Source organism: Brevundimonas sanguinis (assembly GCF_029636725.1).
Lineage (GTDB): Bacteria > Pseudomonadota > Alphaproteobacteria > Caulobacterales > Caulobacteraceae > Brevundimonas > Brevundimonas sanguinis.
Map to the genome: position 1 here is coordinate 2,436,347 of NZ_CP116770.1, position 23,551 is coordinate 2,459,897.

Here is a 23,551-nt window from a genome sequence, read left to right on the forward strand (position 1 = left end):
TCAGCCCGCCGCGCCGTAGGCGGCCGCCACGCCCGACTGGGGCGCCGGGATCGGCGTGCCCTGGTCGGCGTATTCGTTCAGCTTGTTGCGCAGGGTGCGGATGGAGATGCCCAGGATGGTCGCCGCATGGGTGCGGTTGCCCAGACAGTGGCTGAGCGTGTCCAGGATCAGGGTCTTCTCCATCTCGGCTACGGTCTGACCGACGAAGCTGCGGGTCACGGCGTCGGCGGCCTGGGCCGCCTGTCCGGCGACCCCGGCGTCATAGGTCGAGGCGGCGGGCGTCGAGGCTCCGTCCCCGCCCAGCAACGGGCGGCCGTCCGGCAGGCGGATGGCGTCGACGTCGATCTCGGATCCGGACGCCAGCAACACCGCGCGGTGCATGGCGTTTTCCAGCTCGCGCACGTTGCCCGGCCAGCGGTGGGCGACCAGGGCGCGCCGGGCCTCAGGGCCGATGGCGCGGGGCGGCACGCCGTTGGCGGCGGCGTATTTCTTGACGAAGTGGTCGGCCAGGACGGCGATGTCGCCGGGGCGCTCGCGCAAAGACGGCAGGCGCAGGTTCACCACGTTGAGGCGATACAGCAGGTCTTCGCGGAAGGTCCCCTCGGCCACGGCCTTGGCCAGGTCGCGGTTGGAGGTGGCGATGATGCGGATGTTGACCGGCACGGGCTTGGAGCCGCCGACGCGGTCGATGACCCGCTCCTGAATGGCGCGCAACAGCTTGGCCTGAAGCCGGGCGTCCATCTCGCTGATTTCGTCCAGCAGAAGCGTGCCGCCGTCGGCCTCCTCGAACTTGCCGATGCGGCGGGCGACCGCGCCGGTGAAGGCCCCCTTCTCGTGACCGAACAGCTCGGATTCCAGCAGGTTGTCCGGGATGGCGGCGCAGTTGACGCTGATGAAGGCCTTGTCCGCGCGGCGCGAGCTGCTGTGCAGATAGCGCGCCATCACCTCCTTGCCGACGCCGCTTTCGCCGGTGATCAGGATGGAGGCTTCCGAGCGCGCCACCTGATCGGCCAGCTGGATCACCGATTTCATCGCCGGATCCGCCGAGATCATCGGCCGCTCATCGTCGGCCACGGCCGACAGCACCGCGGCGATCAACTCCGCATCGGGCGGCAGGGGGATGAACTCCTTGGCCCCGGCGCGGATGGCGTCCGCCGCTTCCTTGGCGTCAGCATCGACGCCGCAGGCCACGACCGGCACATGGATGCGTTCGGCGTCGTTGGCGGCGATCAGGGCCGCGATGTCGATGCGGTAGTCGACCATCAGCAGGTCGGCGCCCTGCCCCCGGCGCAGTTGCTCGGTCGCCTGATCGGCGCGCTCGACGTGCTGGACCTTGGCGCCGTGCGCCATGGCCATCTTCACCGCCGTCGCCAGCTGGCCGCTTAAACGACCCACCACCAGAAGACGCATCGCCCTACTCCTTCAAATCCTGTCCGTGACGGGGCGGCCGATCAGGCGCCCTTGTCCTCGGTCTTGATGATTTCCGTCATGGTCACGCCCAGGCGGTCCTCGACGACGACGACCTCGCCGCGCGCCACGAGGCGGTTGTTGACGAAGATGTCGATGGCCTCGCCGACCTTGCGGTCCAGCTCCAGCACCGAGCCCTTGTTCAGCTTCAGCAGTTGGGCGACCGACATGTGCGCCTTGCCCAGCACGGCCGAGATGTTGACCGGCACGTCGAAGACCGGGGCCAGGTCGACGGCGGACTTCTCGCCGCCGTCGTCGGCCAGGTTGAGGGCGGTGGACTCGCCGAATTCCTCAAGCGAGAGATCGTCGGTGGCCATCAGAAGCCCCTCCTGTCATGGACGCCGCCTTCGAGGGGCGGCTCAGCGTGGCCGGCTTCAGCGGCCAATGCGGCGTTAAGGGCGGCGGCGACGCGCGCCTCGGCTTCGGCCGGATCGAACTCGGCGCGCCCGTCGGCCCATTCCAGGGCGAAAGCGGCGGCGGGCAGATGCGGTTCGTCGCGGAACACCACCAGCCCGGAGAAGCCGGCCTGGGCGCACAGGGCCTCGATCTGGGCGCGGCCGTCTTCGTCCAGACCCGAGGCGCGGACGACGAGGCGCGGGGTGGCGTCCATTTCCTGCCCGAGGGACTCGAGGGCGGCCTCCAGCGGACGGCGCGGGAAGCGTTCGAAGGCGGCCGAACCGATCACACGCGCGGCGGCCAAGGCCAGTTCGGCGGATTCGCGCCGGTGCGCCTCGGCCACGCCGCGCAGGGCGGTCGCCGCCTGAGACACCGTCTGCGCCACGATGGACAGGGCTTCGGCGCGCAGGGCCTCGACCTCGTTCAACGCCTGCTGGCGGGCCTCAAGCCGCGCCTGGGCGACCAGGGCCTCGACCTCGGCCGGGGCGAAGGCGCGCTTGGTCGGCTGCCAGGTCGAGGCGCGCAGCACGGCGCCGTCGGCCCCGAACTCGGTGTCGAAGGCGAAGGGGACGGCGTTTAAAGGAAGGGCGCTCATGTCAGTAGATCAACTCGTCGTCGCCGCCCTGGCCGGCCAGCATGATGTCGCCGCGCGCCGCCAAATCCTTGGCCACCTGGACCATCGCCATCTGGGCGTTGTCGACGTCCTTGAGGCGGACAGGCCCCATGGATTCCATGTCCTCGCGCATGATCTTCGAGGCGCGCTCGGACATGTTGGAGAAGAACATTTCGCGCAAGGAATCCGACGCGCCCTTCAGCGCCAGCCCCAACTGATCCTTCTCGACCGAGCGCAGCAGGGTCTGCACCCCGCCTGGATCGAGGCGCGACAGATCCTCGAACACGAACATCAGGGCGCGGATGCGCTCAGCCGCGTCGCGGTTACGTTCCTCCAGCGCGCCGATGAAGCGGGCCTCGGTCTGGCGGTCGAAGCTGTTGAAGATGTCGGCCATCAGCTCATGGCTGTCGCGCTTGGACGTGCGCGCCAGGTTGGACATGAACTCGCTGCGCAGGGTCTGTTCGATCTTGTCGAGGATGTCGCGCTGCACCGGCTCCATGCGCAGCATCCGCTGGACGCATTCCAGGGCGAAGTCCTCGGGCAGGGCCGTGAGCACGCGCGAGGCGTGGTCCGGCTTGATCTTGGACAGGACCACCGCGACCGTCTGCGGGTATTCGTTCTTCAGATAGTTGGCGAGCACGGCCTCGTTCACATTGCCGAGCTTGTCCCACATGGTGCGGCCGGCGGGGCCGCGGATTTCCTCCATCAGGGCTTCGACCCGATCGCCGGGCATGAAGGAGGCCAGCAGACGCTGGGTCTGCTCGTAGGAGCCCATCAGCGAGCCCGACCCGCCGATGCCGGAGACGAACTCGACCAGCACCTCCTCAACCACGGCGGCGGTGACGGTGCCCAGGCCGGCCATGGCCTGAGAGACTTCCTTGATCTCTTCGTCGTCGAGCTGCTGCCACAGAGCCGTGTGCTCTTCGCCCAGAGACAGAAGAACGACGGCCGCCTTTTCAGGCCCCGTCAGCTTCTTGGCGTCGTCGACCGCCGCGCCTTTTGACATCAACCGCGCCGCCATCAGGTTTCATGCATCCAGGCGCGCAGGATCGCCGTGGACTCCTCGGGGTGGCTGTCGACGAAATCGGCGACCTTCTTGATGGAGGAGGCCTTCACCTGGCCCTCGATGCGGGCGATGTCGATGCGCTGCTCCATGTCGCTGGGGCCGGCCAGCATGGGCGCGCCGCCCGGCAGGGTCCCGCCGACGAGCTGGGTGTCCAGCGCGGTGACGGGGATTCCATTGGCCCCGACCAGGGCGGGAACGCCTGCGCGCCCCTGTCCAGAGGCGGTCTTCAGCAGCGGGCGCAAGACGAAGAAGATCAGCAGCAGGCCCGTGACCAGCAGGACCAAAAGCTCGACCCCGCGCATGATGTCGTTCTTGTCGAAGGCGAACAGCGACGATCCCTTTTCCTCGCCCGGGGCGACGGAGGGTTCGCGGTTAAAGCGGACATTGACGACTTCCAGCTTGTCGCCGCGCGCCTCGTCGATGCCGACGGCGGCGGCGACCAGGGCCTTGATCTGCTGCACTTCCTCGGCGGTGCGGGCGCCGTAGGTCGGCTCGCCCTTGCCGTCGGCGGCCGGGGTGTATTTGCCGTCGACCGCGACCGAGACGGACAGCTTCTTGACCTCGCCCGGCTCCTTCACCGTCGTCGTGGTGGTGTTGGAGATCTCGTAGTTGGTCGTCTCGGTGTTCTCGGCGCGGGTCGAGCCGATGGGATTGGCGGGCGGGGCCTCGCCGCCGGGAATATTGGCGGTGGCGGTGGCGCCTTCCTGCTGTCCGGTCGTGTCCTGCGACTGGCTGCCGTTGGTCGAGGTCGAGCGGACGACCTGACCATCAGGGTCGAACTTCTGCTCCTGAGTGGTCGAGCGGCTGTGGTCGATGTCGGCCGTGACCTGGACGCGCGCCGCACCGGCGCCGACGACGCCCTCGACGATGTCCTTGATGCGGGCCTGCATCTGCGCCTCGGTCGAGGCCTTGGCGGCGTCGGCGGTGGCCGATGTGAAGCCGGTCTCCTCGGAGCCCGCCGCCAGGGTGCGGTTGGCCTGATCCGTCACGGTGACCTTGTCCGGCTTCAGGTTCGGGACGGATGAGGCGACCACGTTGCGGATCGCGCGCACCTGGTCGGACGTCAGATCACGGCCCGAAAGGCCCACGACCACGGCGGCGGTCGGATCGACGGCGGCCGCCTGGAACATCTCGCGCCGAGGCATGGTGATGTGGACGCGGGCCGAGGCGATGCCGCGCATCGACATGATGGTGCGGGCCAGTTCGCCCTGCAGCGCGCGCTGTTCGTTCAGGTTCTGCTGGAACTCGGTCTGGCCCAGCACCGACTGGTTGTCGAAGATCTCGTAGCCGACGCTGCCCGAGGTCACGAGCCCCTTGCCCGCCAGCATCAGACGCGCCGTGCCGACCTCGTCGCGGCTGACGAACAGGGTCGAGCCGTCGCCCTTGGACGAGTATTTAATGCCCGCCTGGCTCAGGGCGGCGCTGATCTCGGAGGCTTCGCGCAGGTCCAGGTTGGAATAGAGCAAGGCGTCCGGGGCCTGGCCCACGCGCAGCATGACGGCGACCAGAACGGCGGCCACGCCCGCGGCCACGCCCAGGATGGCGGCCAGGCGTCCGATGCCGAACTTCTTCAAAGCTTCTGTGAAGCCGCCCACGCGCAACCGCCCCTGCACACGCGGGACGAACCGAACCCGCTAGGCAGAAACTGCCGCCTGGATGGTAAATGCGGCGTTAAGAGGCGTTAAAGAGCTGGGGATCTGCAGCCCCCGCTCCCGATGCGAGCGGGATAACTCGCGCACAAAAGAAAAAGGGGCTGCGGGACCATGACGCCCCACACCCCCTTCGGCGCCCCCCGGCGCCCGCCCGCTTCCGCAAGGGAGGCAGGCTATCTGGTCGAAAGCCTTAGACCTTCTGAGCCTCGGCCTTCTTGTCGGCGGCGGCCTTGATGCGGGCCTCGGCGATAGCGTCGGCGATCAGGTGGGTCGGCTTGTTCTCGGCGACCGAGCGCTCGAGGATTTCCTCGAAGGTCTCCATCAGGCGCGACAGCTTGCCCTCGACCCACGACGGGTCATAGGCGCCGCCGGTCTGACGCGCGTTCATTTCCGAGGCGACGTTGATGATGCCGCCGCCGTTGATGACGTAGTCGGGCGCATACAGCACGCCGCGCTTGAACAGCTCGTCGCCGATGTCGGCCGTGGCCAGCTGGTTGTTGGCGGCGCCGCAGACGGCCTTGACCTTGAGGCGGTCCAGCGTCTGCGGGTTCAGCGTGGCGCCCAGGGCGCACGGGGCGTAGATGTCGGCGGCGACGTCATAGATGGCGTCCGGGGCGACGATCTCGGCGCCGGTCTTGGCGGCGACGGCTTCCAAGTTGGCCTGGTTGACGTCGGTGATGATCAGCTTGGCGCCGGCCTTGTGCAGCTTCTCGGCCAGATAGGCGCCGACGTGGCCCACGCCCTGGATGGCGACGGTCAGGCCCGTCATGTCGTTCTGGTTGAACAGGCGGCGCGCGACGACCAGGTTCGAGCGGAAGACGCCCTCGGCGGTGACCGGGCTGGGGTCGCCCGAGGCTTCCGGGCCGTCCTTCAGGCCCAGAACGTATTCGGTGACCTTGCGGGCTTCGGCGATGTCCTCGACCGAGGTGCCGACGTCTTCGGCGGCGTAGTAGTGGCCGCCCAGGCCGTTCAGATATCGGCCGAAGGCGTGGAACAGCTCAGGCGTCTTCTGGGTGCGGCTGTCGCCGATGATGACCGACTTGCCGCCGCCCATCTCCAGATCGGCCACGGCGTTCTTGTAGCTCATGCCCTTGGAAAGGCGCAGCACGTCTTCCAGCGCTTCTGCCGACGAGGCGTAGTTCCACATACGGGTGCCGCCGACAGCCGGGCCGCGCGCGGTGGAGTGCACCGCAACAATAGCCTTCAGGCCGGTTTTCTCGTCGTAGAAGGCGTGGACGCCTTCATGGTTCGCGAAAGAAGGAGATTCAAACAGCGTCTTGCCCATGACAGGCCTTTCCTGGGGTATTTTTTGTGCGCATGGACATACGCGCCCCCTGACCAAACGGCAAGCATCACCGTGATCGTCGGATCAGTTCTGGCTACGATGCGGCTTAGGGTCTGATTTTCCGCAGACTTTTCGTTCAGCGCGCCTTGGGATCGGCCCGCAGCGCCGGGAGGACCGGCGGCGCACCGGACGGCAGCGGCTGAGCCGGGTCCCGCAGCCAGGCCTCGATGTCCGCGAACACGACCTCGGCCTGAAGATCCCGGTTCAGGATGTGCCAGCCGTCCGCATAATAGGCCGTCTTCAGGTTGGGCCGCTCGCCCGCCTGCTCCAGAGCGCGGCGCATCGGCCTCGGGGTGATGATCTGGTCGTGAGCGCCATACAGCAGCAGCGTCGGCTTCTCGACGCGGCCGAGCCGCAGGGTCGCCGTCTCCATCAGATCGACCAGGCGATAAAGAGAATCAAACCGCGTCGACAGGATCGACAGGGGATCGCGGCCGTTGCGGATCAGCTCTAGCGTATTGTCCGAAGCGCGGATGTCGCGCACGGCGAACGATGGCGGCTCGACTCGCTTGGCCCCCATCAGGCGGGCGGCGGCCCAGAGCCCCGCGCGGTTGAAGGCGCTCTGGCTGGACCAGCCCCAGACGCCCGGCGCCAGCAGGACCACGCGGTCGGCGTCGGGCGGCGCGTCGGAGCCGAAGGCGGCGATGGTCGAGGAGCCGCCCATGCTCTCGCCGGCCACCACGATCAAGGCGCCCGGCCGTTCGGCCCGGACCAGGGCGACGATGGTGCGCAGGTCGGCGCTGGTCAGGCTCTCGGCCGCGAACTCGCCCCGTCCGGGCGCCAGGCCGAAGCCGCGCTGGTCATAGGCCCAGGTCTCGATGCCCCGCTGCGCCCACCACGGGCCGGCGAGGCGAAAGGAGGCGTAGTGGTCGTTGAACCCGTGCAGGGCGATGACGACGGCCCACGGCGCCTGATCTTCGGGGCTCCAGCGCAGATAGGGCAGCCGCGCCCCGTCCTGCACCACGAAGGCGCCGCGCCCCAGGGTGCCTTCCTCGACGCGAGGGCCGGTGAAGCCTGCGGGCGGCGTCAGGGACGGCTGGGCGTAGGGGGTGGCGCAGGCGGACAGGGCGAGGGAGAGAAGCACGGCGGCGATCCATCGTCCTTCTCCCCTCGGGGTAGAAGGTGGCTTGCGAAGCGAGACGGATGAGGGGGCTGTCGGCTGCACCCGGACCATCAACCGTCTGAAGCGCCGATAGAGCCCCCTCGTCCGAGCGCCTCCGGCGCCCACCTTCTCCCCCGAGGGGAGAAGGGAAAAGCGATGTGTCACGCCAATATCTCCGCTGTCCGCTGGCGAAGGTAGGGCAGAACCTCCGCCTCGAACCAGGGGTTCTTCTTCAGCCAGCCCGTATTGCGCCAGGACGGGTGCGGCAGGGGCAGGATACCGGGCGCATAATCGCGCCAGGCGCGCACGGTCTCGGTCATATTGGCCTTGGCGCGGTCGCCCAGCGCCCAGACCTGCGCATAGCCGCCGACCAGCAGGGTCAGCTCGACCTTGGGCAGTTCAGCCAGAAGGCGCGGCCGCCACAACTCGGCGCAGCGGCGCGGCGGGGGATAGTCGCCGCCTTTCGGATCGGTGCCGGGAAAGCAGAAGGCCTGGGCGGCGACGCCGAGGCGCGCGTCGCCGTAGAAGGTCGTCTCGTCCACGCCCATCCAGTCGCGCAGGCGAACGCCCGACGGGTCGGTGAACGGCAGGCCGCTCTCGTGCACCCGTCGCCCCGGCGCCTGCCCGCAGATCAGCAGCCGGGTTTCCGGCGTGACCATGACCACCGGCCGCGGCGTGTGCGGCAACTGGCCCAGACACGCCCGGCAGGCGCGGATTTCGGCCAGGATTTCGTCCAGGCCGGATTCTGGGCCGTTTTCCGGATCAGTCGAAGTCGTCATCCGAGGATTCGACCGGCGGCAAGGCCGCAAGGGCGGCGGCCGTCTCGGCCTCGGTCGGCAGGCGCAGGCGGATCACCCCGCGGAAGTTGTTGGGATCGACGACCTTGCCCTTCTTGGTGATGGTCAGCTTGCCCTGACGCATCAGGCCCAGCGCCGTGGCCTTCACCTTGGGCAGCATCCGCTGCCACTGCTCGGGCTGCAGTTCCTTGGCCACATCGGCCGGTTCAATGCTCTTGCCGCCGACGTTTTTCGGATCGGCCTTGGCCAGTTTTTCAAAAATGGCTGCTTCGATTGGATCGCTCATAGGCGCTATATGCTGCACCGCGAGATCGGAAAGAAGGCAAAACCGACATGGCCGAGATAATCACCGTCACCGAAGGCGAGTTCGCCGGCTGGAAGACCTATAATCTGCGCGACACCTTCGACGTGGTCGTCGGCCCCTTCTATGGCAAGCCTGACCCCGACGGCCACATGCGCTGCGCCTTCCGCGCCGAGCAGAAGCATATGAACGCGGGCGGGCGGATGCACGGCGGCTGCCTGATGACCTTCGCCGACATCGCTATGTTCCAGATCGCCTATCAGGAGATGGAAGGCGCCTCGGGCGTGACGGTGCAGCTGGATTCCACCTTTATCGACGGCGCCTATGTCGGCGAACTGATCGAGGCGACGGGCCAGGTGACCAAGGCGGGCAAGAGCCTGATCTTCGTGCGCGGCCAGATCGTCACCGGCGAACGACTGCTGATGACCTTCTCGGGCGTGATCCGGAAGTTCACGCCGCGCGAATGAACCGCACGCAAAGCGCCAGCCCCATCGCGGCGGCCGCCGCCGGCCACAGGGCGTCCAGTCCCAGGCGGCCATAGACCACGGCGCCCAGCAGCGCACCCCCGACCAGCCCGGCCCACAGCGCCATATACGGCCGGAACGCCCACGGATCGCCGCCTCGCACCGCCGCCGCCAGGGCGTGGCCGGTCTTGACGAGCGTTCCCGTCATATAGGTCAGGCTGACCCCGACCTCGCCGTCGCGCAGGAAGACGGAATTCTCCACGGCCATCGCCATGACCATCAGGCCGATAGCTACAGGCGCGATGCCCGCCCCCGCCGCCACGGCGGCGCCGGCCAGCAGGAAGGCCTCGACCGCCAGCACCCGGCTGCGCGAGCGCGCGCCCTCGCCGCCCGCGACCAGGGCGCCGAGCATGGCGCCCAGCACGAACAGCGCCAGCACACCGGCCACCGCCCCCGCCGCCTGCCAGCGCCCCTCAGCCAGGCTGACGGCCAGCCGGGTGCTGTTGCCGCTCATGAAGGAGACGAACACCCCGCCCAGATGCAGGAAGCCCAGACTATCGACATAGCCCGCCAGGGCGGCCAGCAGCAGGGCCAGCCAGCGGTCCGGCGCGGTCAGGCTGCGCAAGGTCGGATCACATCCCCGCCGAGGCCGCCGGACGGGCCCGGCACGTCGCCAGCCATCGCGCCAAATGCGTCAACTCCTGGGGCGGGCGGTATTTGACCAGACGGGCGAAATCCAGACCCACGACCCCGACGATGTCGGCGATGGTGAAGCGGTCGGCGGCGATGAACTCATGATCCGCCAGATGCCGGTCCAGGGTCTTCATGAAGCGCTCGGCGCCCAGGCGGTTGTATTCGGCGACCTGGGGCTGGGGCGCCTCAAGCGCGGCCAGGGCCGGATGGGTGAAGCGTACGTTCAGCATCATCGGATTGGCCAGATACATCTCGCACCGACGCATCCACATTTCGATGATGGCCTGCTCCTTGGCGTCGCGGCCGAACAGGTTCGGCTCGGGGTGCAGCGCCTCCAGATAGCGGCAGATGGCGATGGATTCGGTCAGGCAGGTCCCGTCGTCCAGCTCCAGCGCCGGAACGTGCGGCACGCCGAACTTGGTCCGATAGGCGGGGGTGCGGTGCTCGCCCGCCAGAAGCTCGATCTCGACCCGTTCGACATCGGTCACGCCCTTCTCGGCCATGACCCAGCGGACGCGGCGCGGATTGGGCGCGCGGCGGCTTTCATAGAGCTTCATCAGAGGGTCCCTTCCGGCTGCCCTCGGCGACGCTACTAGGCGAAGACGGCGGCGGGCAAGGCCCCGACGATGCAGGCGGTCATCAGGGTCGCCAGGAAGCCGGCGAACAGCGCCTTCCACACCAGGCCCAGCACCTCCTCGCGGCGTTCGGGCATCAGCACCGACAGGCCGGTGACGGTGATCCCGACCGAGCCGATGTTGGCGAACCCGCACAGCGCATAGGTCATCAGCATCCGGGTGCGCTCGCTCATCTCGGCGGCGGGCACCTTGCCCAGTTCGATGAAGGCGACGAACTCGGTCAAGGTCAGCTTGACCCCCAGCAGCCAGCCCGCCTTCTGGGCGTCGGCCCACTCCACGCCGGTCAGCCAGGCCACCGGAGCGAACAGCCAGCCCAGGATGCGCTCGACCGTCAGCGGCTCTCCGGCGATGACGAAGCCCCCCAGGATGATGTTGGCCAGCGCCACCAGGGCCACGAAGACGATCAGCACGGCCGAGATGTTCAGCACCACCATCAGGCCGTCGGACGTGCCCTTGACGATGGCGTCGACGGAGCTGTCGTACTTCAGCGCCGAGTTGTAGTCGGCCACCGCCCCGCCCTCGCCCGGCTTTTCAGGGATGATGACGCGGGCCAGCAGGATGCCTGCAGGCGCCGAGACGATGGAGGCCACCAGAACGTGGCCCGCCGCATTGGTCAGCACCGGCGACAGGATGGTCGCATAGGCCACCATGGTCGAACCGGCGACGGTGGCCAGGCCCACCACCATCATCAGGAAGACTTCCGAACGGGTCAGCTTGTCCAGATAGGCGCGGATGACGATGGGGCTCTCGATCATCCCCAGAAAGACGTTGGCCGCCACCGCCAGCGCCGAGGCCCCGCCCAGACCCATGGTCCGCTGGAACAGGAAACCGAAGCCCAGGGTGATCCACTTCAGGATCTTCCAGTGCCACAGCAGAGCCGACAGGGCTGAGATCACCAGGATCAGCGGCAGCACCTTGAAGGCGAAGGTGAACAGGGCGCCCTCGTTGGCCACGGCGTAGGGCTGCTCCCCGCCCGCCAGGAAGCCGAAGATGAAGCGCGTCCCTTCTTCGGTCGCCGCCTCAAGGCCGCTGACGGCGTTATTGATGCCGTCCAGCACCACCTGCGAGCCGGGGATGGCGAAGGTCGCCAGCACCAGCGCGGCCTGAACCAGCACCGCCCCGATCGCCAGCCGCCACGGAAAGGCGCGGCGGTTCTCGGAAATCGCCCAGCAGACGACGACGATGACGAACAGCCCGACCAGGCTCTGGAGGTTCAGAAGGCTGAACATGAAACAAGCGGCTCCGCGACCGGCGCTATCGGAGCCGGCTTCTCAAATGCGCATCAACGCCAGCGGGCGGCCGCTGGCAAGGGGCAATGGAAAAACCCTCTCCCGATGGGAGAGGGCGACTAGAGCTGCCCGCGCACCAGCTTGCCGTAGTCGTCCATCAGGCTCAGCGACAGTTCGCCGGGCGTGAAGCGATGGTCGCCGACCTGGCCCACCGGCGTCACCTCGGCGGCCGAACCGGTCAGGAAACATTCGGAAAAATCGCCCAGTTCTTCCGGCAGGATGTCGCGCACGACGACTTCGACGCCGCGCGCCTTGGCCATCTCAATCACCGTCTGGCGGGTGATGCCGTCCAGGATGTGGTCCACGCGCGGGGCGTGCAGGACGCCGTCCCTGACGAAGAAGACGTTGGCGCCGGTCGCCTCGGCCACATAGCCGCGCCAGTCCAGCATCAGGGCGTCGTTGAAGCCGCGCTTCTCGGCCGCCGTCTTGGACATGGTGCAGATCATGTACAGGCCCGCCGCCTTGGCTGTCGACGGCGCCGTGGCGGGGTCGGGGCGGCGCCACTTGGCCCACTCCAGGGCGATGCCCTTCTTCTTGACCTCAGGGTCGAAATAGCTGGGCCATTCCCAGGCGGCGATGGCCAGGTGGACCTTGCTGTTCAGCGACGAGACGCTGAGCTGTTCGGCGCCCAGATAGGCGACAGGCCGGATATAGCAGTCGGTCAGGCCGTTGCGGGCGCAGGTTTCCTTGCAGGCGGCGTCGATCTCGGCCACGCTATAGGGAATCTCGAAGTCGAGCAGTTCGGCGGAGCGCTTCAGGCGCTGGCTGTGGGCTGTGAGCTTGAAGATTTCACCGCCATACATACGCTCACCCTCGAACACCGACGAGCCGTAGTGAAGGCCATGGGTCAGGATGTGCGTTTTCGCTTCCCGCCAGGGGACGAAGTCGCCGTCAAACCAGATCCAGCCGTCACGATCGTCGAAAGGAACGAAGGCCATTGAAGTACGTCTCCTGCGCAACGATCTCGGTTAGACGCCTGCCGCAACCCAGCGTCAACGGCGCCTCGCAGGGAGAATGGCGATGAGCATGGTCGAGCCGCGCGCCAACGGCCGTTCCGGCCCCGTCGCCCCCGCCGGCAGCGGACGGCACATCCTGGTCGTCGACGACGACGACCGCATCCGCGAACTGCTCAAGGAGTTCCTGAGCCGCGAGGGCTATCGCGTCACCGGCGCCGCCCACGCGGGCGCCGCGCGCCGCATGGTCGAGCTGATCGAGTTCGACCTGATCGTGCTGGACGTGATGATGCCCGGCGAGAGCGGCTTTGACCTGACGACCTGGATCCGCAGCCAGGCGGCGCTGTCCAAGACGCCGGTGCTGCTGCTGACGGCCAAGGGCGACCCGGACGACCGCATCGAGGGCCTGTCGCGCGGGGCCGACGACTATATGTCCAAGCCCTTCGATCCGCGCGAACTGGCCCTGCGGATCGAGGCCATCCTGCGCCGCACCGGCGGCAAGCTGATGACGCCCAAGGAGATTCACATGGGCCCCGCCGTCTTCGACATGGAGCGGCTGGAGCTGACGCGCGACGGCGCCCTGCAGCGCCTGACCGAAGCCGAGGCGCAACTGCTCAAGACCCTGGCCATCCACGCCCATTCGCCGGTGGAGCGCATGACCCTGTCGCCCGACACCGCCGATGTGACGGGGCGCGCTGTCGACGTGCAGGTCACCCGCCTGCGCCGCAAGCTGGAGGCGGACCCCAAGAACCCGCGTTACCTGCAGACCGTGCGCGGCATCGGCTATATGCTGGCCCCGGACTGAGGCGACGCCGATGCGGCTGATGCCGTTCAACGTCTGGACGCGCTGGATCAAGCGCCGGGTGCCGACCTCCTTGTGGGGCCGCTCGCTGCTGATCATCGTCCTGCCTGTCCTGATCATGCAGGCGGCGGTGACCTGGGCCTTCTTCGACGCCCACTGGCAGGCGGTGACGGCGCGCCTGTCCGAAGGCCTGGCGGGCGACGTGGCCTGGGCCGCCGAGAGCTATCGCGACGACCCCTCGGCCCGCAATCTGGCGCTGATCTCGGAACGCGCCGAGCGGTCGATGCAGTTGTCCATCGCCTTCCAGCCCGAAGCCTCCCTGCCCGCCGAAGAGCGGCGCGGCGCCCTGGGACTGGTCGACCGCACGCTGGAGAAGGCGCTGGCCTCGCGGCTGGACCAGCCCTTCTGGTTCGACACCACCCGCTACCCCGCCTACGTCGACATCCGGGTGCAGGAGGCGGACGGCGTCCTGCGCGTCATCGCCCCGCGCGAGCGGGCCGTGGCGACGCAGGCCCACATCTTCGTCCTGTGGCTGATGATCGCCACGGTGCTGCTGCTGGCCGTGGCGGTGCTGTTCATCCGCAATCAGGTGCGCGCCATCGAACGTCTGGCCCATGCGGCCGAGGCCTTCGGCCGGGGCGAAAGCGTGCCGCGCTTCAAGCCGCACGGCGCGCGCGAAGTGCGGGCCGCCGCCAGCGCCTTCCTGGACATGCGCTCGCGTATCCAGCGCCACATCGACCAGCGCACGGCCCTGCTGGCCTCGGTCAGCCACGACCTGCGCACGCCCCTGACCCGTCTGCGCCTCGAACTGGCCCTGGCGCCGCCCTTCAAGCGCGCCGAGGCGATGAAGGGCGATCTGGACGAGATGGAGCATATGATCGACGAATACCTGGCCTTCGCGCGCGGCGAGGCCGGGGAAGCCGCCCAGACCATCTCCGTGCCTGAAATGCTGCGCCGCGCCGCCGAGGACGCCCGCCGCGCCGGGGCCGCCGCCCAGGTGGAGACGCCCGACGATCTGAACATGCTGGCCCGACCGCTGGCCTTCCGCCGGGCGATCAACAACCTGGTCGGCAACGCCGCCTCGCATGGCGAGCATGTGCGGCTGTCGGCGCGTCCCCTGCCCTCCGGCGGGCTGGAGATCACCGTCGAGGACGACGGCCCCGGCATCCCCGAGGACATGCACGAGGAGGCCTTCCGCCCCTTCTCGCGGCTGGACGCCTCGCGCAACCAGAACCGCAAGGGCGTGGGCCTGGGCCTGGCGGTGGCGCGCGACGTGGCGCGCAGCCACGGCGGCGACATCACCCTGGGCCGCAGCGAACTGGGCGGCCTGAAGGCTGCGATCCGACTGCCGGCGGACCGTCGCGCCCCCTAGATCCTTGCCGGGCGCCCCTAGCGGAACCGTAAAATCATCGCCATCTTGTCCAGTGTTCCAGGGGGGCCTGGAATTCAGGAGCCTGACTATGCGTTCTATTGCTTTTCTTGCACCGATCGCCGCCGTTCTCGCCCTCTCCGGCGCGGCTGCGGCTCAACCTTCAGCCGTCGTCGTGACGGTCAGCCCCGATTTCGCCAAGACCGCTGCGGAACTGGGCGAGCGTGATGTTCAACAGCAGGTCAGCGACCTGACCCGCACGGTCGAGCGCGTGCTGACGGAACGCCACGCCCTGGACGGCGCCCGGCTTGAACTGGTCATCACCGACCTGAAGCCCAACCGTCCGACCATGCAGCAGCTGTCCGACAAGCCGGGCCTGGACGCCATGCGCAGCCTGTCGATCGGCGGCGCCGCGGTCGAAGGCACGGTGACGACGGCTTCGGGCGAGGTTCAGCCGGTCAAGTTCAACTACTACACCCCGACCCTGGCCGAGGCGCGCGGTTCTACGACCTGGAGCGACGCCCAGCGCGCCTATGACCGCCTGGCCCGCAACCTGGCCGACGGGCGTTTCGTCACGCGGTGAGGCGGCTCTTTCCTCCCCATGCAATGGGGAGGGGGACCACGAAGTGGTGGAAGGGCTTACGCCAGCGGAGCCAAGCGGCCCCTCCGTCTCGTCGGCTTCGCCGCCGATCCATCTCCCCATTGCATGGGGAGGAAAAACGGATCAGCCGCTGAGTTCAGTGGACTTGGCGACCGCCGCCTTCACGGCGCTTTCGACCGATCGGTCGAGGGCGCCGTTTTCATTGAGGGCGATCAGGCCGGCTTCGGTCACGCCGCCTGGCGAGGCCACGCGGTCGATCAGGGCGTTCAGCGCCTCGTCGCCCTCAGCGCCCGCTGCGGCTGAACGCAGGGTGGCGCGCGCCAGACGGGCGGCGGCCTCGGGCGACAGGCCTTCGGCCTCTCCCGCCTCGGCCAGAGCCCGCGTGAAGGCGAAGAAATAGGCTGGGCCGCAGCCGGACACCGCCGTCGCCGCGTGCATCAGCGCCTCGTCATCCAGCAGGACGGTTTCCGCGATCGGCTCGAACAGGGTCTGTCCGACCTTCAAGGCATCCGCATCAGACGACCACAGCGTCGCCACGCCCCGCGCCTGCGCCACGCCGGTCGTCGGCATGACGCGCACGACCGGGCGGCCGTGATAACCCTCAGAGATCGTCTCGCCGCGCACCCCCGCCATGACCGAGACGATCACGGCGTCTGAGGCCAGATGCGGCAGCACCGCATGCGCGGCTTCCAGCCATTTGGCGGGCTTGACGCCGATGACGAAGGCGCGGGCGTCCGCCAGCTCTTCCAGCGGCGGATTGATCCGCGCGCCCTTCGCCCGCGCCGCCTCGGCGACCGGCTTTTCCGACGGCGTCAGAATGATCAGATCGGCCGGGTCGACGGCGCCCGTCGCCAGCCAGCCTTCCAGAATGGCCGAGCCCAGGCGCCCCACGCCCTGAAGCACGACCGGACGTCCGGAACCGCTCATCAGGCGTTGCCCACCGTCTCGAACAAGCAGGCGTCGATCGCCTCCTGCGGCTTCTTGGAGCCGCGTACCATGAAGTCGAAGGCCGGATAGTAACGATCCGCCGCCTCGACCGCCGCGTCGATCATGGACGCGGCCTGGGCCAGGGTCGGCCGTTCGGTGTGCGGCAGGGCCAGGGCGTGGCGGAAGACGATCTCGCCCTCGTCCGGCCAGATCTCGAAATGGCCCAGCCAGGTGCGCTGGTTGATCATGGAGACAAGCTCATAAGCCGCCGCGCGGCGCGTCTTCACCACCCGCAGGTCCAGCGCCAGGCACAGTTGCAGGCAGTCGCCCTCGGGCCGCCAGGCGAACCACAGCTCATAATCCTTCCAGTCGCCGGCCAGGGCGAAGGCCAGATCGCCCTCGTCCGTGCGGTCGAACGGCAGGTTCTCCGCCGTCAGGACGTGCTCGACCACATCCAGCGGATCAAAGGGCAGGTCGACCTCTTCGGGTCTCACAGCATCCATCAGGCGTTCAACTTCTTCAGCAGCGACAGCGACTCAAAGGGTCGCTTTCGAGGACGGTAGGCGTGTTCGCAGATTCGGCTCAACCGGCTGAATCCGGGGTCGAGGCGGCGTCTGTGGACGATCCCGCGCCGGCCTTCGCGGGGGCCGACGCAGCCGCCTTCAGCGCGGCGATCTCCGCCCGCAGGACGGCGATTTCGTCTTTCAGCACGTCGAACTCGTCGCGGCGCACCAGGTCCATTTCGGCGACGAAGCGGTCGGCCTGGGCGCGCCAGGCGGCCTTGGCCTCTTCGCCCGCAGCCTGGGCCAGGCCCATGGCGCCGGTGGTCAGCTTGGCGAACTCATCAAGGAGGGGATTGCGCGTCTGCATGGCGGCCTCTTGAGAACTCCCGGGCCTGCCGGCCCGATGATGGTTAACGGTGCATTGATTTGGGTAAACCAAACCTTACCCGCCAACGGCCTATAGACTGCTTCGCGGGAAAAGCGCGCGACGAATGCAGTCCCGCTTGCTAGACCATGGGCGACCCCTGAAAGCGCAGACGGAGGCCCCGTGCCCTTTCCCGAATTCGACCCTGTCCTGATCCATCTCGGCCCCCTGCCCATCCGCTGGTACGCCCTGGCCTATGTCGCCGGCATCGTGCTGGGATGGTGGTACGCCTCGCGTCTGGCCAAGACCGAGCGGCTGTGGGCGCCCGGCAAGCCGCCGGTGACGGGACCGCAACTGGACGACCTGGTGCTGTGGATCACCCTGGGCGTCATTCTCGGCGGCCGCTTGGGCTATGCGCTCTTCTACAAGCCGGCGATGTTCGCCCAACTGTTCACCGGCGACAGCTGGGGCGAGCGGCTGGAGCTGCTGCAGCTGTGGACCGGAGGCATGAGCTTCCACGGCGGCTTCCTGGGCGTGGTCGTCGCCCTGGCCCTCTACGCTCGTCGCCAGAAGGTGAACCCGCTCAGCCTGGGCGACCTGATCGCCCCGGTCGCGCCGCTGGGTCTGTTCTTCGGCCGCATCGCCAACTTCATCAACGGCGAGCTGTGGGGCCGCGAGACGACCGTCCCCTGGGCCATCCGCTTCTGCAACGAGCGCATCCAGCAGATGTACGGCTTCTGCCCCGCCGGCAACGAACCGCGCCACCCCAGCCAGCTTTATGAGGCCGGGCTTGAGGGCCTGCTGCTGTTGGTCATCCTGTCGCTGGCGATCTGGAAGTGGCGGATGCTGAAACGCCCCGGCTTCGTCACCGGCCTGTTCCTGCTGGGCTACGGCGTCTGCCGCGCCGCGCTGGAGAACGTGCGCCAGCCCGACGCCGGGCTGGAGAACCTGCCGCTGGGCCTGACCATGGGCATGATCCTGTCGATCCCGATGATGCTGGTCGGCGCCTGGCTGATCTGGCGGGCGCTGAAGAAGCCGCAAGTCGCGGAGGCGTAAGACCACTATGGCGGAGACGCTCAAGGACCGGCTGGTCCGCGAGATCGTGCTGACCGGGCCGATGACGGTGGCGGACTACGTCACCCGCTGCCTGCACGACCCCAAGGGCGGCTATTACGCCACCCGTCCGGCGCTGGGCGAAGGCGGCGACTTCATCACCGCCCCGCTGATCAGCCAGATGTTCGGCGAACTGATCGGCCTTTGGGCCATCGAGACCTGGAGCCGCCTGGGCGCCCCCGAGCGGGTCCGCCTGGTCGAGGTCGGCCCCGGCGACGGGACGCTGATGTCGGACGTGCTGCGCGCGGCGCGGCTGGTACCGGCCTTCCTGCAGGCGGTCGATCTGATCCTGATCGAGCCCAGCACCCCCTTACGCGCCGAACAGGCCCGGCGCCTGGCCGACGCCGACGTGCACCCGCGCTGGCTCAGCGCCCTGCATCAGGTCGAAACGGACGCCCCCGTCATCCTGATCGCCAATGAGGTGCTGGACTGCCTGCCCGCGCGCCAGTTCATCAAGACCGAAGGCGGCTGGGCCGAGCGCCGCATCGGCGTGACCGACGACAATGACCTGACCTTCGGCCTGACCGCCATCGCCGACGGCTTCGAGGCGCCCGGCTTCGACGTCGAACCGGGCCAGGTGATCGAGATTTCGGAGCAGCAGGCCGCCTTCGGCCGCGACCTGGCGACGATGATCCGAGCGGCGTCGGGGGCGGCGCTGCTGATCGACTATGGCCGCAGCAAGCCCGAGGCGGGCGACACCCTGCAGGCGCTGCGGCGGCATCAGAAGGTCGATCCCCTGTCGACGCCGGGCGAGGCCGACCTGACGCAGTGGGCCGACTTCCCCCTGGTGCTGGAGGCCGCCGTGCGCGGCGGCGCCGACGTGACCGGCTGCGTCGCCCAAGGCGCCTTCCTTAAGGCGCTGGGGATCGAAGCCCGCGCCCAGCGGTTGATGCAGGGACGCCCCGAGGCCGCCCCGGTCATCCAGCGCCAGCTGGACCGCCTGACCGCGCCGGATCAGATGGGCGAACTGTTCAAGGCGGCGGCGATCTTCTCGCCGCGCTCGCTGGCCCTGCCGGGCTTCTGACGCGGCCCGCCCGACGATGGAGGCTGATACGGCCATGACCTTCACCGACCACGAGCGCCAGATCCTGCTGGCGACCAAGGGCGTGGGCCCCAAGGTGATCGAACGGCTGGAGGAACTGGGCGTCAGCGGCTTCGCCCGTCTGGCCCAGGCGGACGCAGCCGTCGTTTGCGCGGGCGCCGCCGCCAGCGTCGGCTCCACTTGCTGGAAGAACAGCCCTCAGGCCCGCAAGGCTGTTCAGGCCGCCATCGACGCCGCCCGTTTCGACCTGGAGGGCGCTGCATGAGCCTGAACCCCGTCACCCACCCGTTGCTCCACAAGGCCGGGGTGCGCCACGGCTTCTTCACCCGCGAGGGCGGCGTGTCCGAGGGGATCTACGCCGGGCTGAACGCCGGGGTGGGGTCCAAGGACGACCCGGCGCGCGTCGCCGAGAACCGCCGCCGCGTGGCCGAATGGATGGGCGGCGCCGCCGATGACCTGTGCGGCTGCTATCAGGTCCACTCCGCCGTCGCCCGCGTGGCCGAAAGCGGCTGGGGCGGAGAGCGTCCCGAAGGCGACGCCGTGGTCGCGGGCGTAAAGGGTCCGGTGCTGACCGTATTGACCGCCGACTGCGCGCCCGTCCTGTTCGCCGACGCCGAAGCAGGCGTCATCGGCGCCGCCCACGCCGGCTGGAAGGGCGCCCTTGGCGGCATCATCCACTCGACCGTAAAGGCCATGACGGCCCTGGGCGCCGAACCGTCGCGCATGGTCGCCGTCGTCGGCCCCTGCATCGCGCAGGGCTCCTACGAAGTCGGCGCCGATTATCAGGAGCGCTTCGCCCACCACGACCCCGGCAGCGAACGCTTCTTCCGCCCGGGCGCGGCCGAAGACAAACGACAGTTCGACCTGCCCGGCTTCGTTCTGTGGCGACTGGAACAGGCCGGCGTCGGAGAGGGCGCCTGGACCGGCGACGACACGCGGGCGGACGAACGGCGCTTCTATTCCAACCGCCGGGCGTTTCTGGCGAGCGAGCCGGATTTCGGGCGGTTGATCAGCGCGATCACGCTCACCTGACCCTTCTCCCCTTGTGGGAGAAGGTGGGCGCCGCAGGCGCTCGGATGAGGGGTGTCAGCGCGACGTTCGGAAATTATTTACGGCAAGCGACGCGCCCGTCCGGACACCGGGGCGTCTTCACCCCTCATCCGTCAGGCTCCGCCTGCCACCTTCTCCCACAAGGGGAGAAGGACACGGTCAGCCCGCCATCGCCATATCAGGCACGCGCGTCGTCTCGCGCCAGGCGTTCGGCTGGGCCAGCAAGGCGCGGACCAGCTTGTTGTTCAGGGCGTGCCCCGCCTTGACGCCTTCGTAGCGACCCAGCAGGGGGGCGCCGAGGACATAAAGGTCGCCGATGGCGTCCAGCGCCTTGTGACGCACGAACTCGCGTTCCATGCGCAGGCCGCCGGGGTTCAGGATCTGATCGCCGTCGATGACCACGGCGTTCTCCAGCGAACCACCCCGGGCCAGACCGGCTTGGCGCAGGGCTTCGACCTCATGAGCGAAGCCGAAGGTGCGGGCGGCCATGATGTCCGAGCGGAAGGTCGCCTCGTCCACGACGAAATCCACCACCTGATTGCCGATGACCGGCGTGGGGAAGTCGATCTCGAAGCGCATCTCATAGCGGTCGCAGGGCTTAAGGACGGCGGACTTGTCGCCCTCCTCCACCCGGATGGGCTTCAGGATTTCGATATAAGTCTGCGGCGCTTCCTGACGGCGGAAGCCGGCGCGGTCCAGCAGTTGCACGAACGGCAGCGCCGAGCCGTCCAGGATCGGCAGCTCCGGCCCGTCCACCTCGATCACGGCGTTGGAGACGCCAAGAGCGGCCAGGGCGGCCATCAGGTGTTCGATCGTCGACAGGCGCACGCCCGCCGCATTCTCGATCATGGTGTTCAGGCGCGCGTCCACGACGGCTTCGCCCGAGACGGGGATGCGGTTGTCGCGATCGGTCACATCAGTGCGCACGAAGACGATGCCGTGGCCGGGCGCGGCCGGGCGCACGACCAGACGCACGCGGCGGCCGGTGTGCACGCCGACGCCGGCGCAGATGGCCGGGGCGACGATGGTCTGTTCGTACTGGTCGTTGCGGACCGTCACTCGGATACTCTCTTTTGCGCGACCCGCCCCCATCAGGACGGTCTTCGCCTCACCCGTCGTTTACGCCTGGGAGCTCAAGCCCGAAATGAAAGTCGGGTTTCGGATTGTTTCGCTTTGGTTACGATCGAGGGACCGGCCGGCGCGCCCGCTGCGGGGCCGCTCGCCCAAGCAAAACGCCCCGGAGACCAGCTCCGGGGCGCTTCTAGACTTTAGGGCCGCTTAAGGCGGTCAGTTCGCGAGGCGGCGAAGAAAGGAGGGAATCTCCAGGTCGTCGTCTTCGCTCTGGCCCAGTTGCGGGTCCTGATGCTGCGGCTGGATCGACTGGGTCTGACGCAGCTGCTGGGTCGTGCGGTTCGACGACGGCGGCGGCGCGTAGGAGGGCTGCTGCTGCGGCTGCTGGCGCTTGCGACCGAACAGGCTCCAGCCGCTGCGGCGGTGGTCGCGCTCGTCATAGAAGGGCTCTTCGGCCGGCTCTTCGTGACGGGCGGCCGGACGCTGGGTCGAGTGCTGGGCCGGTTGCTGCGGCGCAGGCTGCTGACGCTGGGGGGCGCGGTCGAAATAGAGGTCGCCCTGTTCCGACGAGGCTGCGGTCTGGCCGCGGCCGCCGCCCTGCTCGTATTCCTCGACCCACGGATCGACGATCGGCTCCAGGTTGCGCGGCGCGTCGTGGATCACGGGCTCGGGCTTGGCTTCGATCCGAGGCTCAGGCGCGCGTGCGGCCGGGGCTTCATAGGTCGGAGCCGGCGCGGGTTGCGGCGCGGCGTCGCGCACCGGGTCGATGCGGACCTCCGGCTGACGCGGCGCAGCCGCCGACGGCGCGCCCGTACGGCTGAACGTCTGGCCCTGCGGCTCGATCTGCTGGATGACGGCCTCGTCCATGCCGGTCGCCACGACCGAAACGCGGATCTTGCCGTCCAAGGCCGGGTCGAAGGCGGCGCCGAAGATGATGTTGGCGTCGCCGTCCACTTCGCCGGCGATGGCGTTGGCGGCCTCGTCGACTTCCAGCAGGGTCATGTCCATCCCGCCGGTGATGTTCACCAGCACGGCCTTGGCGCCCTTCAAGCTGGTTTCGTCCAGCAGGGGGTTGGCGATGGCGTTCTGGGCCGCCAGCAGGGCGCGGTCGTCGCCCGTGGCCTCGCCCGTGCCCATCATCGCCTTGCCCATCTCGCTCATCACGGCGCGGACGTCGGCGAAGTCGAGGTTGATCAGGCCCGGCAGGATCATCAGGTCGGTGATCGAACGCACGCCCGAGTGCAGGACCTGGTCGGCCATGCCGAAGGCGTCGGAGAAGGTGGTGCGCTCGTTGGCGACCCGGAACAGGTTCTGGTTCGGGATGACGATCAGGGTGTCGACGTAGCGCTGCAGCTCGGCCACGCCAGCGTCCGCCAAGCGCATCCGGTGACGGCCTTCGAAGGTGAAGGGCTTGGTCACCACGCCTACGGTCAGGATGCCGCGATCGCGCGCGCATTTGGCGATGACCGGCGCCGCGCCGGTGCCGGTGCCGCCGCCCATGCCGCAGGTGATGAAGACCATGTGCGCGCCTTCCAGGTGCGCGTGGATCTCGTCGGCGCTTTCCTCGGCGGCGTTCATGCCGACCTCGGGGTGGGCGCCCGCGCCCAGGCCTTGGGTGATGGTCTCGCCCAGCTGGATGCGACGGTCGGTCTTGGCGAAACTCAGATGTTGGGCGTCAGTATTGGCGACGACGAACTCCACCCCCTCGAGGCCGGAGTCGATCATGTTGTTGACGGCGTTGCCGCCGGCTCCGCCCACGCCGAACACGACGATGCGGGGCTTCAATTCCGTGGCTTCCGGCCTGACCAGCGAGAGAGACATTATGTAATTCCGACCTAAGGACCCTGCCCTTCGTCCCCAACGCGAATTCCCCGCCGAATCGCATTGGTTATGAGCGCGTTAAGGAAAACCCTGTCTGAGTTAACGAAGAGTTACC

26 protein-coding genes are annotated in these 23,551 nt (G+C 68.4%); 8 read left to right on the forward strand and 18 right to left on the reverse strand.

All coding sequences use genetic code 11. The features are described from left to right. The 9 genes from flbD to PIB44_RS12085 form a co-directional block, all read right to left on the reverse strand. Positions 1–1,410, reverse strand: coding sequence for a sigma-54-dependent transcriptional regulator FlbD (flbD, locus tag PIB44_RS12045; RefSeq protein ID WP_025976595.1), 1,410 nt, complete (start codon positions 1,408–1,410; stop codon positions 1–3). Between the two features lie 41 nt (positions 1,411–1,451). Beyond that, complete coding sequence (gene fliN / locus PIB44_RS12050) at positions 1,452–1,784, reverse strand: flagellar motor switch protein FliN (protein ID WP_004370801.1); 333 nt, start codon at positions 1,782–1,784, stop codon at positions 1,452–1,454. Continuing rightward, positions 1,784–2,458 (reverse strand): FliH/SctL family protein, encoded by a 675-nt coding sequence (locus tag PIB44_RS12055; RefSeq protein WP_278069562.1) that lies wholly within the window; start codon positions 2,456–2,458, stop codon positions 1,784–1,786. Before PIB44_RS12055 ends, fliN begins: the two co-directional genes overlap by 1 nt. 1 nt (position 2,459) lies before the next feature. After that, positions 2,460–3,497 (reverse strand): flagellar motor switch protein FliG, encoded by a 1,038-nt coding sequence (fliG, locus tag PIB44_RS12060; RefSeq protein ID WP_025976597.1) that lies wholly within the window; start codon positions 3,495–3,497, stop codon positions 2,460–2,462. Beyond that, a complete protein-coding gene (gene fliF, locus PIB44_RS12065; RefSeq protein ID WP_278069563.1) occupies positions 3,497–5,137 on the reverse strand; it encodes a flagellar basal-body MS-ring/collar protein FliF in 1,641 nt (546 codons plus the stop codon). The genes fliG and fliF overlap by 1 nt, the downstream gene beginning before the upstream one ends. Before the next feature lie 247 nt (positions 5,138–5,384). Beyond that, positions 5,385–6,479 carry a Glu/Leu/Phe/Val family dehydrogenase gene (locus tag PIB44_RS12070; protein WP_278069564.1) on the reverse strand — a complete coding sequence of 365 codons (1,095 nt, stop codon included), beginning with the start codon at positions 6,477–6,479 and terminating at the stop codon, positions 5,385–5,387. Positions 6,480–6,615: 136 nt separating this feature from the next. Then, positions 6,616–7,623 (reverse strand): alpha/beta fold hydrolase, encoded by a 1,008-nt coding sequence (locus PIB44_RS12075; RefSeq protein ID WP_278069565.1) that lies wholly within the window; start codon positions 7,621–7,623, stop codon positions 6,616–6,618. Between the two features lie 179 nt (positions 7,624–7,802). Next, entirely contained in the window at positions 7,803–8,420 is a 618-nt protein-coding gene (locus PIB44_RS12080; protein ID WP_278069566.1) for a uracil-DNA glycosylase family protein, read from the reverse strand. Further along, positions 8,404–8,724, reverse strand: a complete 321-nt coding sequence (locus tag PIB44_RS12085) for a DUF3253 domain-containing protein (RefSeq protein ID WP_025976602.1) — start codon at positions 8,722–8,724, stop codon at positions 8,404–8,406. The genes PIB44_RS12080 and PIB44_RS12085 overlap by 17 nt, the downstream gene beginning before the upstream one ends. 47 nt (positions 8,725–8,771) lie before the next feature. On the opposite strand from PIB44_RS12085, the gene PIB44_RS12090 reads away from it, so the two are divergent. After that, the gene (locus PIB44_RS12090; RefSeq protein ID WP_025976603.1) at positions 8,772–9,206 is read left to right on the forward strand and encodes a PaaI family thioesterase; all 435 of its coding nucleotides are present in this window, start codon (positions 8,772–8,774) and stop codon (positions 9,204–9,206) included. On the opposite strand, the gene PIB44_RS12095 is transcribed toward PIB44_RS12090, so the two are convergent. The 4 genes from PIB44_RS12095 to PIB44_RS12110 form a co-directional block, all read right to left on the reverse strand. Continuing rightward, positions 9,190–9,828 carry a YoaK family protein gene (locus tag PIB44_RS12095; RefSeq protein ID WP_278069567.1) on the reverse strand — a complete coding sequence of 213 codons (639 nt, stop codon included), beginning with the start codon at positions 9,826–9,828 and terminating at the stop codon, positions 9,190–9,192. The two genes, PIB44_RS12090 and PIB44_RS12095, sit on opposite strands and share 17 nt — an antisense overlap. Before the next feature lie 7 nt (positions 9,829–9,835). Then, entirely contained in the window at positions 9,836–10,453 is a 618-nt protein-coding gene (locus PIB44_RS12100; protein ID WP_227157584.1) for a glutathione S-transferase family protein, read from the reverse strand. A gap of 35 nt (positions 10,454–10,488) precedes the next feature. Beyond that, entirely contained in the window at positions 10,489–11,760 is a 1,272-nt protein-coding gene (locus tag PIB44_RS12105) for a NupC/NupG family nucleoside CNT transporter (RefSeq protein WP_278069568.1), read from the reverse strand. Positions 11,761–11,879: 119 nt separating this feature from the next. After that, positions 11,880–12,758, reverse strand: a complete 879-nt coding sequence (locus tag PIB44_RS12110; protein WP_278069569.1) for a branched-chain amino acid aminotransferase — start codon at positions 12,756–12,758, stop codon at positions 11,880–11,882. Positions 12,759–12,846: 88 nt separating this feature from the next. Between PIB44_RS12110 and PIB44_RS12115 the strand changes: the two genes are divergently transcribed. The 3 genes from PIB44_RS12115 (at position 12,847) to PIB44_RS12125 (ending at position 15,527) form a co-directional block, all read left to right on the forward strand. Further along, complete coding sequence (locus tag PIB44_RS12115) at positions 12,847–13,578, forward strand: response regulator (RefSeq protein WP_201105654.1); 732 nt, start codon at positions 12,847–12,849, stop codon at positions 13,576–13,578. A 10-nt stretch (positions 13,579–13,588) separates the two neighbouring features. Continuing rightward, positions 13,589–14,947: an ATP-binding protein gene (locus PIB44_RS12120; RefSeq protein WP_025976250.1), complete on the forward strand. Its 1,359-nt coding sequence runs from the start codon at positions 13,589–13,591 to the stop codon at positions 14,945–14,947. An 88-nt stretch (positions 14,948–15,035) separates the two neighbouring features. Further along, positions 15,036–15,527: a hypothetical protein gene (locus tag PIB44_RS12125; RefSeq protein ID WP_278069570.1), complete on the forward strand. Its 492-nt coding sequence runs from the start codon at positions 15,036–15,038 to the stop codon at positions 15,525–15,527. Positions 15,528–15,668: 141 nt separating this feature from the next. Here PIB44_RS12125 and PIB44_RS12130 read toward each other — a convergent pair whose 3' ends face one another. From PIB44_RS12130 to PIB44_RS12140, 3 genes are all read right to left on the reverse strand, one after another. Then, positions 15,669–16,472: a pyrroline-5-carboxylate reductase family protein gene (locus PIB44_RS12130; protein WP_278069571.1), complete on the reverse strand. Its 804-nt coding sequence runs from the start codon at positions 16,470–16,472 to the stop codon at positions 15,669–15,671. Next, positions 16,472–16,975, reverse strand: a complete 504-nt coding sequence (locus PIB44_RS12135) for a type III secretion system chaperone family protein (RefSeq protein ID WP_025976247.1) — start codon at positions 16,973–16,975, stop codon at positions 16,472–16,474. Before PIB44_RS12135 ends, PIB44_RS12130 begins: the two co-directional genes overlap by 1 nt. A 79-nt stretch (positions 16,976–17,054) precedes the next feature. Beyond that, the gene (locus PIB44_RS12140) at positions 17,055–17,342 is read right to left on the reverse strand and encodes an accessory factor UbiK family protein (protein WP_253118973.1); all 288 of its coding nucleotides are present in this window, start codon (positions 17,340–17,342) and stop codon (positions 17,055–17,057) included. A 180-nt stretch (positions 17,343–17,522) separates the two neighbouring features. Here PIB44_RS12140 and lgt point away from each other — a divergent pair, with 180 nt between their 5' ends. Genes lgt through pgeF form a run of 4 tightly spaced genes read left to right on the forward strand, consistent with a single transcriptional unit; the run spans position 17,523 to position 20,526 of the window. Beyond that, on the forward strand, positions 17,523–18,395 hold the full coding sequence (lgt, locus tag PIB44_RS12145) for a prolipoprotein diacylglyceryl transferase (protein WP_278069572.1): 873 nt from the start codon (positions 17,523–17,525) through the stop codon (positions 18,393–18,395). A gap of 7 nt (positions 18,396–18,402) precedes the next feature. Further along, positions 18,403–19,476, forward strand: a complete 1,074-nt coding sequence (locus PIB44_RS12150) for a class I SAM-dependent methyltransferase (RefSeq protein ID WP_278069573.1) — start codon at positions 18,403–18,405, stop codon at positions 19,474–19,476. A gap of 34 nt (positions 19,477–19,510) precedes the next feature. Beyond that, complete coding sequence (locus tag PIB44_RS12155; RefSeq protein ID WP_278069574.1) at positions 19,511–19,759, forward strand: helix-hairpin-helix domain-containing protein; 249 nt, start codon at positions 19,511–19,513, stop codon at positions 19,757–19,759. Continuing rightward, the gene (pgeF, locus tag PIB44_RS12160; RefSeq protein WP_278069575.1) at positions 19,756–20,526 is read left to right on the forward strand and encodes a peptidoglycan editing factor PgeF; all 771 of its coding nucleotides are present in this window, start codon (positions 19,756–19,758) and stop codon (positions 20,524–20,526) included. Before PIB44_RS12155 ends, pgeF begins: the two co-directional genes overlap by 4 nt. 177 nt (positions 20,527–20,703) lie before the next feature. Here pgeF and lpxC read toward each other — a convergent pair whose 3' ends face one another. Together lpxC and ftsZ are read right to left on the reverse strand one after the other, a co-directional pair. Then, positions 20,704–21,603 carry a UDP-3-O-acyl-N-acetylglucosamine deacetylase gene (lpxC, locus tag PIB44_RS12165; protein ID WP_278069576.1) on the reverse strand — a complete coding sequence of 300 codons (900 nt, stop codon included), beginning with the start codon at positions 21,601–21,603 and terminating at the stop codon, positions 20,704–20,706. A gap of 228 nt (positions 21,604–21,831) precedes the next feature. Continuing rightward, on the reverse strand, positions 21,832–23,436 hold the full coding sequence (ftsZ, locus tag PIB44_RS12170) for a cell division protein FtsZ (RefSeq protein WP_278069577.1): 1,605 nt from the start codon (positions 23,434–23,436) through the stop codon (positions 21,832–21,834). Between the last annotated feature and the right edge of the window lie 115 nt (positions 23,437–23,551).